Below are 15,832 nucleotides of genomic sequence, written 5' to 3' on the forward strand. Positions count from 1 at the left end.
CAGTGGACGATTAATAGGAGAGTGGATTGAGCTGCCATGTGATGATCTTGCAAGTGCAATTCAAGCTGTTCTATCAGAGGGTCAACAGGTTTGTGGCGATGTGGTTCCGCATGATGAATTTTTCATTACAGACTATGAATGGGAAGACACTGGCATGAGCAAAGCATGCTCTGTGAGTGAGTACAGCGATCCATATCGCTTGAATGAAATTGCTGAGGAGTTATCCAACCTTGAAGAGTTTGAACGGCTACAGGTGCAATTCTTGCTTCATGAAGGATATGAGTTCGATTATGCCTTGCAGAACCACGAGGACGTAACGATTTATGATTATCGATCCAGTACGAGCTTTAAAGACGTGTACGAACTGCTTGCTGAGGATTTAGTTGACGAGGGATGCTTCGGTGATATTCCTGCCAATCTGACATACTATATCGATCATTCAGCCATTGCAAGAGACTTGCGTTGTGACTACACTGAGTTCGATGATGGACTGTTAGGACGTGCGTCATGATGGCAATAACAATGACGAAAGCCGCAGCGGGTGATCCTGCTGCAATCCGAGACGTAAACTTTTTACGATCAATCGGACTCATTAAGGATGAACCCAAAGTGGTAGAGGAACCAACACTAGCCGAAATCTTTGATATGTGTATTGCTGGAAGTAAGCAGCGCAAAAGAGATTACTGGAAACAGAAGCATCAATGAATTGTAAAAATATATGATGCAAGAAAAAATACTTTCAGTAATTTTTATAGGTAATTTATATACATTAAATTTAACCTATAGCATTTTCTGTAACAAAATGAATACTAAGGAATTTTGATAATGAAATTGTATAAATTCAAAAATATTGCAGCACTAACCATATTGTTAATTATCTCTACTACATTAAATGCAGCATTTTTGCAAATTAATCTCAAAGATGAAGTAGGGTTATCAGACGGTAGGTACATTGGAAAAGAAGATGGTGGGCAGGAACGGTATGTTTTGATTTCTCATGGGCACGGAGCATTCGAGAGCATAGATGGCGGATATGTATTTGAAGCTGAATGTACCGATGGATTCGTAGTATCTAAATTGCCTTCAAAATTTAAAGAAGCCAAAAAGTATCTACACCCAACCGACTATATTCTAACGAAATGTAGAGAGGCGATTTAACTATCGTACCTCATTGATTACTGCTCCATTCTCTAAATGCTTCGCACTGCCACGGTCAACGCTACGAGCTTTGATCTCATTTCGCATTTCTTTTTTTGTTTTGGGTGGGATGGTGAAATAGTATCGGGTGTGGTTTGACAGTGGCTCTAAGAACCACAAGGGAGATGGGCTCGCATCCACTCAAACAATCGGTATCGGAAAAGCGCTGGACGCTAACTGAAAACACCTACAGCCAGTGAACGAGACAGCCAATGATACGCTCAGTTAAAACTGACCCTATCGTGACCTGCTTACGTTCACAGCGGTATTTGAAGTTACCTTTAGACATAACATTCATTATATTAAAACTGACCTCTTCGAGCTAAGTTTACCGTGCATAGCACGTCATATAATGTGATGTTCATGTTAACCATCGCTTTTTTGTCTATCTGATTGGTTGGTCGCTATCCCTGACCCTTTCAATCCGAAAGGGGATAAGATGCTATTGATTGGACTCAGACAGTGGTTCCGATGGGGTAGATTCGAAGAATTGAGTGATGGGTATTTCGAGTATCTTGCTGATCTTGTACAGGTGCTCAATATTGAAGTGCTTGCCGTCATTACAAAGTTCAGCAGCGGATACAAGGCTGACTGAACTGTATCCCATCTCTTGTGAAAGGGAGAGTTGTGACATTCCTTTCTGCATACGGTAATGCTTGACATTTTCGCCGATGAGTTTATAGATGTTCTGTATTTCTTCATCCGAAAAAGCGGTCTGAGACATCTATAACCCACCATAGTATTAGTTGGGTTAAGTTTAGTTTGATTAGAATGCTGCATCAAACCACTATAGTGGGTTATGATCTTAAAAGGTCTAAATGTTATGAAAATCATTGGTTTGACTGTATTCTTTGCAGTATTCATAGGAATGATGAGTCTCATGGGAAGCCCGTCATCTGTTGAAACAATTATAAGTTTAGTGATTGCTATCGTTGTTACTTTTTATGTTGTGAATTCGTTACGTTCAAAGAATAATAGTAAAGGTTATAGATAAAAGGATAGTCAAAAATGAAAAAAATGATGCAGAATATCAGGATTAGTAGCTTAGCTGTAGCAACGGTAATATTGATTAGTGGATGTGGAGCACGTCCACATTATCCTGAACCAATAGTTTTTAGTAATGGGGTAACATATAAACCTACATGGGATGGTTACAATACATGCCGGGCTTATAGTGATCGACCTAATGCTGAATGTAGCGAAGAAAAAGATGGACCTATTGTAAAATATTTAGAGCCTGATGTTAAAGCAACTATGGAATCATTTATAAAAAATAGTTCACATATAACGGAATTGTGCAATTCAGTAAACCGTCTTAAACTATTTCCTGATTATAACTCACCAAATTCATGTAAACTTCACGTATACAAATATTTAAATTTAATGGTAGATCCATTAACTTTAGAGCTATTAGGGTACTCTTATTCGCGTGATGTTGAAAAAGCATATCAAATTGGATTGATTGACAAAGCTACATGGCTCATTTTTAATGGACATGCTCTTGAAGCTTATCAAGATGGCTTGATTGACAAAAATACAGCACGAACAAAAATGCTAAAACGAGGTCAAATCATTGAAGCGTATCAGGCAAAATTGATAGATAAAGATACAGCAGATTTATATATGAAACAAGCATCTATAGATAATGCGACTAGAGCATCTCAACAACAAGCAGCAGCTATTAAAGCAGCAGCTGATGAAACGAATAGACAAAATGATATTAGAGCTATGGACGCGCAATCAAATCAGTTTCTACAGCAACAAATACAAAATTCAAATAAATATAATAAATTTATGCGAAACTATTAAAAGTTATCGCATAGTTTTCCACATGTAAATGGTGAAGCAGCTTCCATTCTGTCATATTTCCAAACTCATCGATCCGATCTCACTACAATGGCGTCATGTGTATAAACGCTATAAATGCCCATGAAGCATCAAAACAAATCTTACGAGTAATCTGCACTACCGATTACAAACAATCGCGCTATAGAGCTTCACAGCACGGCTATACGTTTGTCTATTTCTCCTCTGCGTACTGTCGATACTATTTCGAATCACAGCAACGCAAAGATACACGTGGATTGATTAAACGGTATGGTGTAATGAACATCGAAGACGTGATCGAGATCACTGCTATCAAATACTCATTTGCTCAAATCGCTATTGGTGCAATCGTAAGCAGGAAGTTTATGACGTATCGAGAGTTTTTTGAGATTGTTCGCGTGCATTACGATTGGGTCAAATAAAAATAATTCTGCACAAACGACAAGTATTTTGATTTCCTTACATATTATCTACAGATATTATCAAAGGAAGATCATGCACTACACAATAAAACTCATATATACTTTAATCATTAGAATTGATGAAAGATCATTTTTTAGACAATATTTACTGAGTATCATTTTCATTTCTGTTTTTGCCATACCTATTTATTAGAGCCACTTTTCGACAGCAATCCCTTAAGATACGAATATTTGGATGCTAATGACGGGCTGTGGTGTGGTTTGAATGACTTGTGTAAATAGATTTGACGAAAGTATGTCCCGAGGTATGTCCCAGTAAATTCTTAAGCGATTTTTGTGTTTGATAAAAGTTGATGAAATGTCGTTATGAAGGGGATTTAAAGATGGTGCGCCCGAAGGAATTCGAATCCCTGACCGCCGGTACCGCAAACCGGTGCTCTATCCAGCTGAGCTACGGACGCATCTTTTAAAGAGAACGAAATTATAGCCTATAAAGCTTATAACTATCTGAGTTGGTTTATTTTTAGGACAAATTCCACTTCGGCTTTTGATAAACGGAGCTCTTTGGCAATCGTGTCGATGTCAGTTCCCTGATTGTATCGACTGATCACTTTCTCATCATCCATCCCGCTGATAGAGGTCGGAAGCGAGAGATTTCGGATACGCTCTTCGAGGTATCGGAGACGGTTTTCCGTCTTCTCTTTGTACCCTCCGAAGCTGTCTTCGATATGGTTCAAAGATTCTAAAATCGGAACCGATAGCTCATTTACCTCACGACCGAGTTCGGCATGCAGTGAATTTTGCTCACGGGGAACGCTCTCTTGAAGGGATGTTATGATTTCCAACTCCTGCTTGAGCCGTTTGTCCATAGCAAAAAGTTCTCGGTGCAAATCATCGACCGCTTTGGCGATAGAGCGAATTTGGGAGGAGACTTCCCCCTCTTTGGTTATCACATAGTAGATTACCCCTACCACCATCACCGCTAACGCGACCAGTGCTATCTCGATAGAATGGTTCATTCAAGCCCTTTCATCTGACGAATCATGATCCGCTCGCATGCCGTCATGTAGTGTCCCCATGCCTCTTGATCCCGTACATGCATTTTCTCTATTTTTGCCAATGTGGGTTCTATTGCTTCAAAATAAAAAGCAACTTCGCGCCTTGGAAACGTTGCCATCTCAATGCGAGCATAATAGTGTTTACCGACTTCCAGCAATTGTGATGTTATCTTAAAATGCTCCAACCCGATACTCTCTATTAACGCATTCGATGAAAGGGGCAGACGTTTTGAACTTCCATGCGTGAGCATGTACTCCATCTTGTCCATTTTACGGTACAGCTCGACTAAGACATTGAGAATCAATGTGCTGGATTCGTCCAATTCACCCCGATTTTTAGCGTGCTTTATCCCTTGTGTGATCGAATTTTCTTCCGATTCGTTAATGGCGTTAAATTCACGCTCAAAGCGCTCTGCATTCTCAGAAACTTCTTCGTACTCTAAATCGATTGTTGCAGTTACCAATCTTATATCACTCATAGTAGAACCTCATCTAAAATAATTAATCCGATAAATACAAAGCCTAAGTAGCCGTTCACCGTAAAAAATGCCCGATCAATCTGAGTAAAATCTTTGCGCACCAAGTAGTGCTCATAGCTCAGCATTCCGGCTGAAAATACCACGGCGGCACTTCCGAATACTCCGAGTCCCGCGACACTGACGAAGGCGCCCCAAAAAAGAATCGTCAGAATATGAAATGCCGCCGAAATCTTTAATGTCGCGCGGCTCCCGTATCGTGAGGGGATCGAGTGCAGATTGTTGGTTTTATCAAATTCCATGTCTTGCAGCGAATAGAGAAGATCAAAACCCGCTACCCAAAATACCACCCCGATACTAAGAAACACTGACCACAGAGGTACATATCCCAATACCGCTATCGCCCCCGCCATCGGGGCAAAACCGAGCGATATTCCTAACACGATATGCGCCATCGAACTGAATCTCTTAAAATAAGAGTAACTAAGTAACACCATGAGAACAGGAAAACTCAGATAAAACGCCAAATCGTTAATAAAATAGGCAACCCCCATAAAGACAAGAGAATTGACTGCCGTAAAAATAGCGATAGAGGCTCCGTCAAGCCGCCCGTCAACACTCGGACGTCCTGCGGTGCGAGGATTATGCACATCGTATATGCGATCGACGTATCGGTTGAATCCCATAGCGGCATTGCGGGCGGTGATAGCCGCTAACGTCCCTAAAACAAGAAGTTTAAACCCGAACCACCCGTTAGAGGCGACGATCATAGCGATAAAGATAAACGGGAGAGAAAATACGCTGTGCTGAAACATTACCAGCTCATTAAAATCCTGTATTTTTTTCGTCAATCGCTTCACAAAAACCCTTTAAATCATTAATCATTTTATTTTATCGTAAATTCTCTTTACCCTTGTGAGGTTCGCTATAATTATTCCAATGAAACAATTAGCGATCATCGGGTCTACTGCATCGGGGAAAAGTGATTTAGCCCTCAGTCTCGCTCAAGAGTTTAATGCACTTATCCTCTCTATCGACTCGCTGAGTATCTACAAAGAGATCGATATTGCCTCCGCTAAACCCTCCAAGAATGAACTCGCTTCGGCGGAACATTTTGGAATTGACCGATTATCTCCCAATGAGAGTACAAGCGTCTTTACCTTTATCGACGAGTACGCCCGCATCCATGACAAAGCACTAATTGAAGATAAAAACATAATCATTGTCGGGGGAAGCAGTTTTTATCTCAAAAGTATGATCGATGGGCTCTCTAAGATTCCCGATTTTTCTGCCGACACCCTCAACAAAGCTAAAAATATGCTCACGGATTTAGGAGAGTGCCATCGTCTCTTAAGTGAGATTGATCCGACAAGTATGCAAAAAATTGCCTCTAGTGATCGTTACCGTATCGAGAAAATGCTCCTCATCTACCTCGAATCGAATATACCCCCCTTGGAGTGGTTTCGTACCCATCCTCCGCAACCGATCATATCAGATTGTCCCATCCTCAATTTGGAGATCAATCGGGATCTTTTGCGTGAGCGTATTTCCCTCCGAACCCATAAAATGATCCATGCCGGATTAATCGATGAAGTAGCTGAGCTGGAACGCCTCTACGGAAGAGCACCCAACAGCATGAAAGCGATCGGGGTCATAGAGACCTTGGAGTATCTGGACGGAAAGATCGATAAAGAGGAGCTGATCGAGCTGATTTCGACACATACCGCACAACTCGCCAAACGGCAACAGACGTTCAATGCTCATCAGTTTGACTTGTATGCTAGCGGTAGTGCTGATAACCTTTATAGCTATGCAAGCACCCTTTTAAAATAGTGCCAATGCATCTTTAGCCAATTTTCCCCACGCAGAGTTTTTATCGGCTTTGATACTCGCATTAAACGCATCTCGTGCTTCCCGTTTATGTCCCAATCGTTGTTCAATCGCACCGATGAGATATTGTTGTCGAGAACGCTTCTCATTCGTCAATTTTTGTTTATTCAAGATTTTCAGCGTATTCAATGCGTCGGTATCTTTACCCATGTTTTGATACGACTGCGCCAACGTGAACTCAATAAACGGACTTTGTGTGTACGTTTTCGTCCGCTCCTGCAATGCGATCACTTTACGCGCATACGATTGAGTCATTGCTTCATCTTTGCGTTTAAGCCCCAAACTCACCATTTGCGTATAACGCTCAACATCTTTGAAATCGTTAGGAAATGATCCCTCAATCGATTTGATATGACGTATCATCGCATCACTATCACTAACGCGCTGTGCGGCATCAAACATAGTGCGATAGATGTCATTGAGCGGAGGGTTCTTTTCCGCTCCTAACAATGTTATAAGCTCGTTCCCCCCTTTGATCGCATCTTTATATTCACCCAGTCCAAACTGTGTTTTTACCATTCGATACAGCCACAGTTGACGCTCTGCAACCGATGGTGCTTTCAGATGCTTTTGCGCTATCGCTTTAGCCGAAGCGTATTGTGTTGTTTTAAGAGCACAATTAAATATCGACTCATCCCACTCACTAAGCAATTTTACTTTGTACATCTTTTGAAGCTTCATCGCCTCTACACATTTTTGATCTTTTAAATAATTTTTGGTCAATCCGATAGCGCTTTTGGTAATCAATGCATTCGTTTGCGGATACTCGGCAGAATCCAGTCGATAAAGTTCACTCTCAAGATCCAATATCTCTTTGTATTTTTTCTCTTCCAATAGAAGCTGAGCTTTTTTATACAATGCTTTTCGCCCTACACTGTCATTACCGTAACGCTCGATCAAATCATTGTATTTTTTGATCTCTTTGGTAGTATTGCGATCCCCCTCATCAAAGAAAAGTCCGTCTTTGGCTCGGCGTATCTCTTCAGCATATTCCCCGTACTTAAACTCATCCAAATACTCGTTAAACCGTTTTAACGCTTCGGTACGTTTTCCCGCTTTTGCAAGCTGAAGTCCGAGATTTCGCAATAACAGCTGATAATCATCCAATTTTTTATCGGTTTTATTGAGTAAAGCCTCGGTAATACGAGCCGCTGTCTTAGGATCATTTTTATCGTTAAATGCTGTCGCCATGCTCATGGCATCACTACGCACTTCACTAAAATAATCGGCATTGGCTTTTGCGATTTTATCTACATATTCGGATGCTCGCTTGGCGTCTCCCGATGCGAGTTCCAATCTTGCTAATTTAAATGCCGCTTTGGATGCGATCTTGACATCTTTCGTCGAAGCAAGCGCTCTTTGATAATACATCATTGCTTTTTTCGGGTCACCCGTCGTCTCAAATTGCTCTGCTTTGTAGATCATTCCCACCGGTGCAAACGGGCTGTCGGGCTGTTCATCAAAAAGGCGGTCAAAATAGTAATCTGCGTCACTCACTTGCCCGACTTTACTATAAGCATTCGCCGTATACGCCAAAATCTCGGCTACACTCGCATCACCGGCATATTCACGCAAAAATTTCTTGGATGCCGCAATGAGTTTCTCATACTCTTCCAGATTATGATACGCACGGATTTGATATACCATCAGTTCATTCTTAAAGACCGTGTTCGGGTAGTCTTTGAGAATATCATTGGCGCGATCAAGCACTTTGCCATAATCATTGGCCGCATACGCCTTTTTCATCTCCATGTAATCGGTGACATCTTGAACCCGTCGAATTTTGATCGGATTTCCTTTTAGATCAAGCCCGCCGACATAAGGGGGAGAGTTTTTTGCCACTTTGATAGGAAAATTGATAGCAGATTCGGAAGGGGTAGCATTTTTGATCAAAGGGGGCGTTTTTTGGTAGCCGACAATACTCCAGTGTTTTGCACTTTTCACATCATTTTGATAGGTTTGCGACTCTTTGGTTAGATCAAAAACCAGCGGGATCAGTTTCATTTTCGATTTGGGAAGTATGGTGATAACATACCCCTTAGCGGTCGAAGCGGCACTGACGCTCAGCTGTGCATTATCGATGGGGGGAAAATTTTGTTTCGGGGAACTGCCGAAGCGGCATTCAATACGTCGAGTCTCCCCGAATTCGTCATTGCTCGCTTGACAGGTAAAAGGCTGAGAATGTCTAAGGTGAAGGATACTAAACGGCTCTGAGGATTCTTTTCCGCTTTGTATAGAGAGTTCTAATCCAAAAAGGGGAAGACAAAGGGATAAAAGTATCCAGTATCTCACTATTTCCCCTTTTTGTTTCCTTTTAATAGCCGCTATTATACACGAATAGCGTAATAACTTTCAACAACGGATTTACCGCGAATACGGCAAAAATGGTTCCCACCGCCGCAATACCGATGATGGTTTTCAGTGAAAGTGACGCATTCATGAAATAAAACTGGTTATATCCGACCATCGGCTCTTTCATAAACATGAATACGATCAACTTGAGGTAGTAATACCCCGCAATCGCCGAGTTCAATGCCATAATCAACGCCAACACCGTATAGCCCGCACTCACAGCTGAGCCGATCATATACAATTTACCCCAAAAAAGTGCAAACGGCGGTATCCCTGCAAGTGAGAGCATAAAGAGCGCCATCATCACCGCCGCCATCGGCATCGTTTTCACCATACCGGAGAATTTCTCATACGGATGGTCTGAACTTTGTCCCGGAAGGAGATTTTTTTGGCGGTTTACCCACAACATCGTAAAGGCTCCAAGGTTGGTAAAGCTAAAGAGCGCCCAATACAGGAATAATCCCGTATTCGATTGTGTCGTACCGATCAAAATAGCCGCCATCACAAAACCGGCATGGCTGATCGAACTGTACGCCAACATACGTTTGACATCGCTCTGTACCAATGCCCAAATATTGGATGCCGTCATCGTTACCACAACCCCGATATAGAGGATAACTTGAAGCCATGCTACACCGCTGTGCACCAAGAATTCAAACAGTCTCATCGCAACGACAAACGCCGCGATTTTCGGAACGATGGACATGTATCCCGCTAACGCCGCAGATGAGCCCTCATAGACGTCCGGTGTCCACGTGTGAAACGGAACCATCGAAAGTTTAAATCCAAATGCCGCAATCATAAACGCCATAGAGAGGAGAACATAGCCGATATTGCTATAGTGGTCTTCCGCCATAACGTTAGCGATTTGGTTGATCTCTACCGAACCGCTGATCGCGTACAAAATCATCGAACCGAAAGCATAAAAACCTGCCGCCAAAGCACCCATCGTAAAATATTTCACCGCCGCTTCAAATGATTTGGAGCGATTGTGAAGTGCGATAAGGGTATAAAGCGCCAACGATGCCGTCTCAAGACCGACAAAAATCATGATCAAATTATCGGTTGCCACCATGAACTGGAAGCCTGCAATCATAAACAAGAACAATGCAAAGTACTCAGGATAGTCGTACTCATGGAACCGTTTTGAGGTGAGTGCCAACGGGATAAAGAGCATTGAACCCGCCACAATGATGATTTGAGAAAGGATCGCGATACCGTCCATCAACATCACATCAAAGAATCCTAAGATCGTTCCGTTTTTGAGGAAAACTCCCCCGAAATCAACCAATGCACCCAAATCGAGAAGTAAAAACAAAAGACTGATCATGACATACAGTGATTTGTTTAGCCCACCCTTGAGCATATCGATGACCAAAATAGACAAAGCCCCGACAATGGCTATCAACATCGGAGCTAAAGTCGCTATATTAAGCGATGCTAACGAAATATTAACCGGCTCCAACATTAGTGCGCCTCCTGCATTGAGATAGTCCCTTCATTACCTGAAAGATCAGGAATTCGAGCTTTTGCTTCAGGACTTTGTGCTTTATCGTGCATCAACTGAATAACGCCCTCTACGCTATTGTTGATCGGCTCTAATACCGGTTTTGGATAAACCCCGAGCCAAATCGCTACGATTGTAAGAGGGATAAGACCGACAAGTTCTGTTTTGTTAAGGTCTTTGAGATTTTTATTCGCTTCATTGGTTACCGGTCCGAAAAACGCTTTTTTATACGCGGTAAGCATATAGATCGCACCGACGATAATCGCAACTCCGGCTGTTAAGGTCAACGCATGGGATTGTTGATAAAATCCAAGTAGACTCAAGAATTCACCCACGAAGTTAATCGTAAGCGGCAATCCGACAGACGCCATCATCATGATCCCGAAGATCGTCGCATAGCGTGGCATCACCGAAGCAAGACCGCCGAATTCAGACATCAGTTTCGTGTGACGTCGGTCATAAATAACCCCAACGAGTAAGAACAGAGCTCCCGATACTACCCCGTGCGCCAGCATCAAGAATACCGAACCGCTCACCCCTTCAACGTTCAAGGCGAATGTTCCGAGGATAATAACCCCCATGTGGGACACGGAGCTATACGCTACGACTTGTTTAATATCCTCTTGCGCATACGCCACCATCGCCGTATAGATGATCATAATGATCGCGATAATAGCGATCGGGAACATAAACAATACCGATGCATCAGGGAACAACGGCAATGAGAAACGGACAAACGCATAGGTTCCCATTTTGAGCAAGATTGCCGCCAAAATCACCGAACCGATGGTCGGAGCCTGACCGTGTGCATACGGAAGCCATGTATGGAACGGAAACATCGGGACTTTGATCGCAAACCCGATGAAAAATGCAAGGAAGAGCCAAATTTGATAATTGCCCATCCACCACACTTCATTAAATTCATTCGCGTAAGGAACCATAACTCGATACCACTCAAGGATTGAGAAACTCCACATTCCGGTCGCTTGAAAATACAAATATGCCATAAAAAGCATCCCGACCAACATAATGAGTGAGCCGGTAAACGTGTAGAGAAAAAACTTGATCGACGCGTAAATACGAAGCGGTCCGCCCCACGCACCGATGATATAGAGCATTGGTACAAGAGAGAGTTCCCAAAATACATAGAATACGATCGCATCCAATGCCGCAAAAACACCCACCATCGTCATCTCTAAGAACAGCAACGTAATAATCAAATCTTTGATGCGGCGTGTTTCAGTCAATGACGCAATACCGATCAACGTGAAAAACGTTGAGAGGATAATAATAAAGAGGGAAATCCCATCCACTCCCAGTAGGTAGTTGACACCAAACTGCGGGATTAACGGCATAGATTCCATAAACTGCATTCCCGAAACCATCGGATCGTATGCATACCAGAGGCACAAAGAGAGAGCAAATTCGATAAACGCTACGGCTATCCCATAGGCTCTCATGCTATCTTTCGTGACGACAAATCCGAGCATTGCCGCCAATGCCGGGAAGAAAATTAAAAGTGTTAAAATGTGATCTATCATCATTACTCCTTAAGCATTCAAAATACGCGCTGCTATGACAAACACTAAAGCAAGCGATATTAATACAACCAAACCGACAACCATCCAGCGTAACATTGTTGAAAGGTTTCCATTTTGAATATCACGCGTATTCTCACCTGTTTTATAAATCGCATTTGCAATCGCATCAACGGTTGCGTCAACAATTTTAAGGTCGATCTGTTTCCATGCAATACGAGAAAGCCCCAAATACGGTTTTGAAAATATTTCATCGTAAATTTTCGGAATATAGTACTGGTTACTCAAAAGTTTGTATCCGAAGCTATTCTCCATTTTTGAGGTGCCATCAGGAACGCTAACCCCTCCGTTTGCATATTTTTTATAGGCAAATAAAATAGCCGCGATGACAAATAACTGTGTTCCGATCGTCATAATCCAGAATGTTAGCTGATCATGAACATGATACTGTGTTGCAGGGAGCAAGTTCATAACCAATTGGAAATAGGTCATTTTGAATGACCCTGCAATGATCGCCAATACCAAGAGCGGTGACATCGCTACGAGCATAAATTTATACGCTTCGTGCGGATGGATACCGAAAAGTTTGTAACGCTCTTCCCCGTGGAAGATCAATGCAACAAGACGGAATGAATAAAACGCTGTCAAACCGGCAGTCAATAACAATACGGTATAGATAACGTAGTGATGCTCCACAAATCCGACTTCCAAAATCAAATCTTTTGAGAAGAATCCGGCAAACGGATAGATACCCGCTAGCGCAACGGAAGCAAGGGTCATCATAACGAATGTCCCTTTCATCACTTTGCGCAATCCCCCCATTTTAAACGGATCGAGTTCATCGTGCATCGCGTGCATAACGTTACCCGCACCGAGGAACAGGAGCGCTTTGAAGAATGCGTGCGCCATAAGATGGAACAATGCAACCCAGTACGCCCCTAGCCCTGCCGCTACGAACATATATCCAAGCTGTGATAGAGTTGAGTAGGCAATGATCCGTTTCATATCGCGGTTCACCAGTGCCATCGATGCTGCGAACAACGCAACAAACGCACCGAGGCTTGCGATAAAGATCCCGACATTCGGAATCAAATCATAAATCGGGTTCGCTCGCACAACCAAATAGACCCCTGCCGTAACCATGGTTGCCGCATGGATCAACGCAGATACCGGAGTTGGACCTTCCATCGCATCGGCAAGCCATGTATGGAGAGGAAACTGTGCCGATTTACCCATCGCACCGATAAAGAGGAAAATACCGATCCACGTTACGATCACCATCGGAAGATTGCTGATTTCCGCAAAAACGACATCGTATTGAAGTGATCCGACATTCCAGTAAATCAAGAAAATACCGATTAACATCCCAAGGTCAGCGATACGGTTCATAATAAACGCTTCGTTTGCCGCCCAAGTTGCCGATTCTTTATGATACCAGAAGCCGATAAGTCCCCATGAACAAAGACCTACCCCTTCCCATCCGATAAAGAGCCCTGCGAAGTTGTCACTCATAACGAGTACCATCATCGAGAAAACGAACGCGGAAAGCCATGAGAAAAAGCGATTAAACCCTTTGTCATGATCCATGTATCCGATGGAGTACACATGAACTACGGTAGAGACGATGGTAACGACCATCATCATCACGACGCTCACTTGGTCAACGACAAATCCGAACGGGATATAGAGATCTCCCGCCGCGATCCATGTCATCATCTCAACATGAACAATGTGACCGCTCATCACATAACTGAGTAAAATGGCACTGCTGATAAATGAGGTAAACAATAACCCCGATGCCACCACCCCGACATGCTGCGATTTAGGAGATGCGCTGAAAAGAGATGCGTACAACGACCCTACCAGCGGAGCAAAGAGTGCAATATATAAATAAAGTTCCATAGCCTATCCTCGCATTGAATTCATTTGATCTAAGTCGATCTTACCGGTACGTTTGTACCATACGATGAGAAGCCCAAGTCCTATCGCCACTTCCGATGCCGCAATCGCGATAATGAAAAAAGCGAACATTTGTCCGGTCAAATCTCCGATATAGTGAGAAATTGCCGCAAACGCAATATTGGTCGCATTGAGTAAAATCTCGGTTGCAAAAAAGAGCATCAAAAGATTTTTTCGGCGCATAACCCCGATCAAACCGATTGCAAACAATACACTCGATAATATAAGATAATGGGTGAGTGTAATTTCCATCAGTGTCCCCCTTCTTCTGGTACAAAGCTATCGTCCATCGTACCGATCTCTTCTTCTTTCATCAACGTCAACGATCTGTCCATTTTCTTACCGGCCAACACAATCCCGCCAATCATAGCGACAAGAAGCATAACCGCCGCAAGTTCAAATGGGACAAGGTATTTGGTGAAAAGAACGATCCCTACCGCTTGAGAATTACCGATATTCTCTTGGATCGGATACAGAGCCTGAATGTTGTTAGAGACAACCGGAGCAACAAAAATAGCTACTACCATGACCGCCGCCAATACACCCAGAACAAATACGATCTGAGGATTAGTACGTTTTTCAACCACATCGCGTGTCGTATCGAAAAACATCATCCCAAACGCATACAATGCCATAACCGCTCCGGTATAGACGATAATTTGGATCGCCCCCAAAAAGTCGGCACCTAAAATAAAGAAAAACGCCGAGATGAAGATCATCCCCGCCGCCATTGCGGTAATCGCATAAAGCGCTTGACTCGTCATTACCGTGATAGTAAACATCACGATCGTGAGAGCCGCAAACAGATAAAAAGCAATCGCTTCAAACATTCCTACTCCTTAATACGCCAACGGGGTCTTTTTGACCGACGCGTCGCTTCCTGGGATGATGGCTCCGAAGCCTGGGTATTCTGCTTGTTCACCTGCTTTGAGTAAATCAAGCGGAGTAAGCATGTCATCTTTGATGACGAAATGGGCACGTTGTTCGGAAGCATTTTCATATCGTTGTCCATGAACGATAGCGAGTTCAGGACACACTTCGGCACAGTAGCCGCAGAAAATACAGCGTCCGAGGTTGATACTGTATTCGGTTACCTCTTTACGACTGTTCTCATCGATACGGGTATCCATACGGATACAATCAGAGATACAAATTTTTTCACACAATCCGCATCCGATACAACGCTCATATCCCGATTCCCACAAGCGCATAAGCTTGTGCACCGCACGATAGCGCGGTCCGATCGGGAGCTTTTCGAGCGGATACTGAAGGGTATGAATGTCAAATTTGATCATCTCCCGCATAACGACCCATAGACCGACAAAAAGCTCGCCGCTAAAAGTACGGTTTACCACTTGTTTAAATTTGTCCCACCCGCTCGTCGGGTAGGTTTCAATATCGACGTAGAAATACCCTTCCTTCACATTTCGATCGTTTAACGGGTGATGTTCTTCAACGTGGTGTGAAGCCATTACATACCTCCTTGTTGAATCATGATTACGACACCGGTGGCAACAACGTTGATCACCGCGATCGGCATTAAAACTTTCCAACACAACCACATCAATTGGTCAGGTCGAACATCCGGCCATGCGGCACGTGTCCA

18 protein-coding genes and 1 tRNA gene are annotated in these 15,832 nt (G+C 43.1%); 6 read left to right on the forward strand and 13 right to left on the reverse strand.

All coding sequences use genetic code 11. From position 1 onward, the window contains the following. The 3 genes from VFW36_RS06030 to VFW36_RS06040 form a co-directional block, all read left to right on the forward strand. Positions 1–511: antirestriction protein ArdA (locus VFW36_RS06030; RefSeq protein ID WP_329657910.1), on the forward strand; the 511-nt coding region annotated here is incomplete at its 5' end. Beyond that, positions 508–705: a hypothetical protein gene (locus VFW36_RS06035; RefSeq protein WP_329657911.1), complete on the forward strand. Its 198-nt coding sequence runs from the start codon at positions 508–510 to the stop codon at positions 703–705. The genes VFW36_RS06030 and VFW36_RS06035, both read left to right, overlap by 4 nt. Positions 706–825: 120 nt before the next feature. Further along, entirely contained in the window at positions 826–1,158 is a 333-nt protein-coding gene (locus tag VFW36_RS06040; RefSeq protein WP_329657912.1) for a hypothetical protein, read from the forward strand. 481 nt (positions 1,159–1,639) lie between these two features. On the opposite strand, the gene VFW36_RS06045 is transcribed toward VFW36_RS06040, so the two are convergent. Further along, positions 1,640–1,921: a helix-turn-helix transcriptional regulator gene (locus VFW36_RS06045; RefSeq protein ID WP_329657913.1), complete on the reverse strand. Its 282-nt coding sequence runs from the start codon at positions 1,919–1,921 to the stop codon at positions 1,640–1,642. Between the two features lie 284 nt (positions 1,922–2,205). Here VFW36_RS06045 and VFW36_RS06050 point away from each other — a divergent pair, with 284 nt between their 5' ends. Further along, positions 2,206–3,006, forward strand: coding sequence for a hypothetical protein (locus VFW36_RS06050; protein WP_329657914.1), 801 nt, complete (start codon positions 2,206–2,208; stop codon positions 3,004–3,006). A 95-nt stretch (positions 3,007–3,101) separates the two neighbouring features. Then, positions 3,102–3,446, forward strand: a complete 345-nt coding sequence (locus VFW36_RS06055) for a hypothetical protein (RefSeq protein WP_329657915.1) — start codon at positions 3,102–3,104, stop codon at positions 3,444–3,446. Between the two features lie 384 nt (positions 3,447–3,830). Here the strand turns inward: VFW36_RS06055 and VFW36_RS06060 are convergent. From VFW36_RS06060 to mqnP, 4 genes are all read right to left on the reverse strand, one after another. Then, positions 3,831–3,907, reverse strand: a tRNA-Arg gene (locus VFW36_RS06060). Positions 3,908–3,949: 42 nt separating this feature from the next. Next, positions 3,950–4,465 carry a hypothetical protein gene (locus VFW36_RS06065; RefSeq protein ID WP_329657916.1) on the reverse strand — a complete coding sequence of 172 codons (516 nt, stop codon included), beginning with the start codon at positions 4,463–4,465 and terminating at the stop codon, positions 3,950–3,952. After that, positions 4,462–4,983 (reverse strand): hypothetical protein, encoded by a 522-nt coding sequence (locus VFW36_RS06070; protein ID WP_329657917.1) that lies wholly within the window; start codon positions 4,981–4,983, stop codon positions 4,462–4,464. The genes VFW36_RS06065 and VFW36_RS06070 overlap by 4 nt, the downstream gene beginning before the upstream one ends. Then, positions 4,980–5,840, reverse strand: coding sequence for a menaquinone biosynthesis prenyltransferase MqnP (mqnP, locus tag VFW36_RS06075; protein WP_329657918.1), 861 nt, complete (start codon positions 5,838–5,840; stop codon positions 4,980–4,982). The genes VFW36_RS06070 and mqnP overlap by 4 nt, the downstream gene beginning before the upstream one ends. A gap of 79 nt (positions 5,841–5,919) precedes the next feature. Between mqnP and miaA the strand changes: the two genes are divergently transcribed. After that, positions 5,920–6,813 carry a tRNA (adenosine(37)-N6)-dimethylallyltransferase MiaA gene (miaA, locus tag VFW36_RS06080; protein ID WP_329657919.1) on the forward strand — a complete coding sequence of 298 codons (894 nt, stop codon included), beginning with the start codon at positions 5,920–5,922 and terminating at the stop codon, positions 6,811–6,813. On the opposite strand, the gene VFW36_RS06085 is transcribed toward miaA, so the two are convergent. The 8 genes from VFW36_RS06085 to VFW36_RS06120 form a co-directional block, all read right to left on the reverse strand. After that, on the reverse strand, positions 6,805–9,162 hold the full coding sequence (locus VFW36_RS06085; RefSeq protein WP_329657920.1) for a tetratricopeptide repeat protein: 2,358 nt from the start codon (positions 9,160–9,162) through the stop codon (positions 6,805–6,807). The two genes, miaA and VFW36_RS06085, sit on opposite strands and share 9 nt — an antisense overlap. A gap of 22 nt (positions 9,163–9,184) precedes the next feature. Next, positions 9,185–10,690, reverse strand: a complete 1,506-nt coding sequence (nuoN, locus tag VFW36_RS06090) for an NADH-quinone oxidoreductase subunit NuoN (protein WP_329657921.1) — start codon at positions 10,688–10,690, stop codon at positions 9,185–9,187. Continuing rightward, positions 10,690–12,270 (reverse strand): NADH-quinone oxidoreductase subunit M, encoded by a 1,581-nt coding sequence (locus tag VFW36_RS06095; protein WP_329657922.1) that lies wholly within the window; start codon positions 12,268–12,270, stop codon positions 10,690–10,692. Before VFW36_RS06095 ends, nuoN begins: the two co-directional genes overlap by 1 nt. A gap of 9 nt (positions 12,271–12,279) precedes the next feature. Beyond that, on the reverse strand, positions 12,280–14,169 hold the full coding sequence (gene nuoL, locus VFW36_RS06100; protein WP_329657923.1) for an NADH-quinone oxidoreductase subunit L: 1,890 nt from the start codon (positions 14,167–14,169) through the stop codon (positions 12,280–12,282). A gap of 3 nt (positions 14,170–14,172) precedes the next feature. Then, positions 14,173–14,478: an NADH-quinone oxidoreductase subunit NuoK gene (gene nuoK, locus VFW36_RS06105; RefSeq protein WP_329657924.1), complete on the reverse strand. Its 306-nt coding sequence runs from the start codon at positions 14,476–14,478 to the stop codon at positions 14,173–14,175. Beyond that, entirely contained in the window at positions 14,478–15,056 is a 579-nt protein-coding gene (locus VFW36_RS06110; protein ID WP_329657925.1) for an NADH-quinone oxidoreductase subunit J, read from the reverse strand. Before VFW36_RS06110 ends, nuoK begins: the two co-directional genes overlap by 1 nt. Before the next feature lie 9 nt (positions 15,057–15,065). Next, complete coding sequence (gene nuoI, locus VFW36_RS06115; protein WP_329657926.1) at positions 15,066–15,698, reverse strand: NADH-quinone oxidoreductase subunit NuoI; 633 nt, start codon at positions 15,696–15,698, stop codon at positions 15,066–15,068. Next, a partial coding sequence (locus tag VFW36_RS06120) for an NADH-quinone oxidoreductase subunit H (protein WP_329657927.1) occupies positions 15,698–15,832 on the reverse strand: 135 nt, incomplete at its 5' end. The genes nuoI and VFW36_RS06120, both read right to left, overlap by 1 nt.

Source organism: Sulfuricurvum sp. (assembly GCF_036279695.1).
Classification (GTDB): domain Bacteria; phylum Campylobacterota; class Campylobacteria; order Campylobacterales; family Sulfurimonadaceae; genus Sulfuricurvum.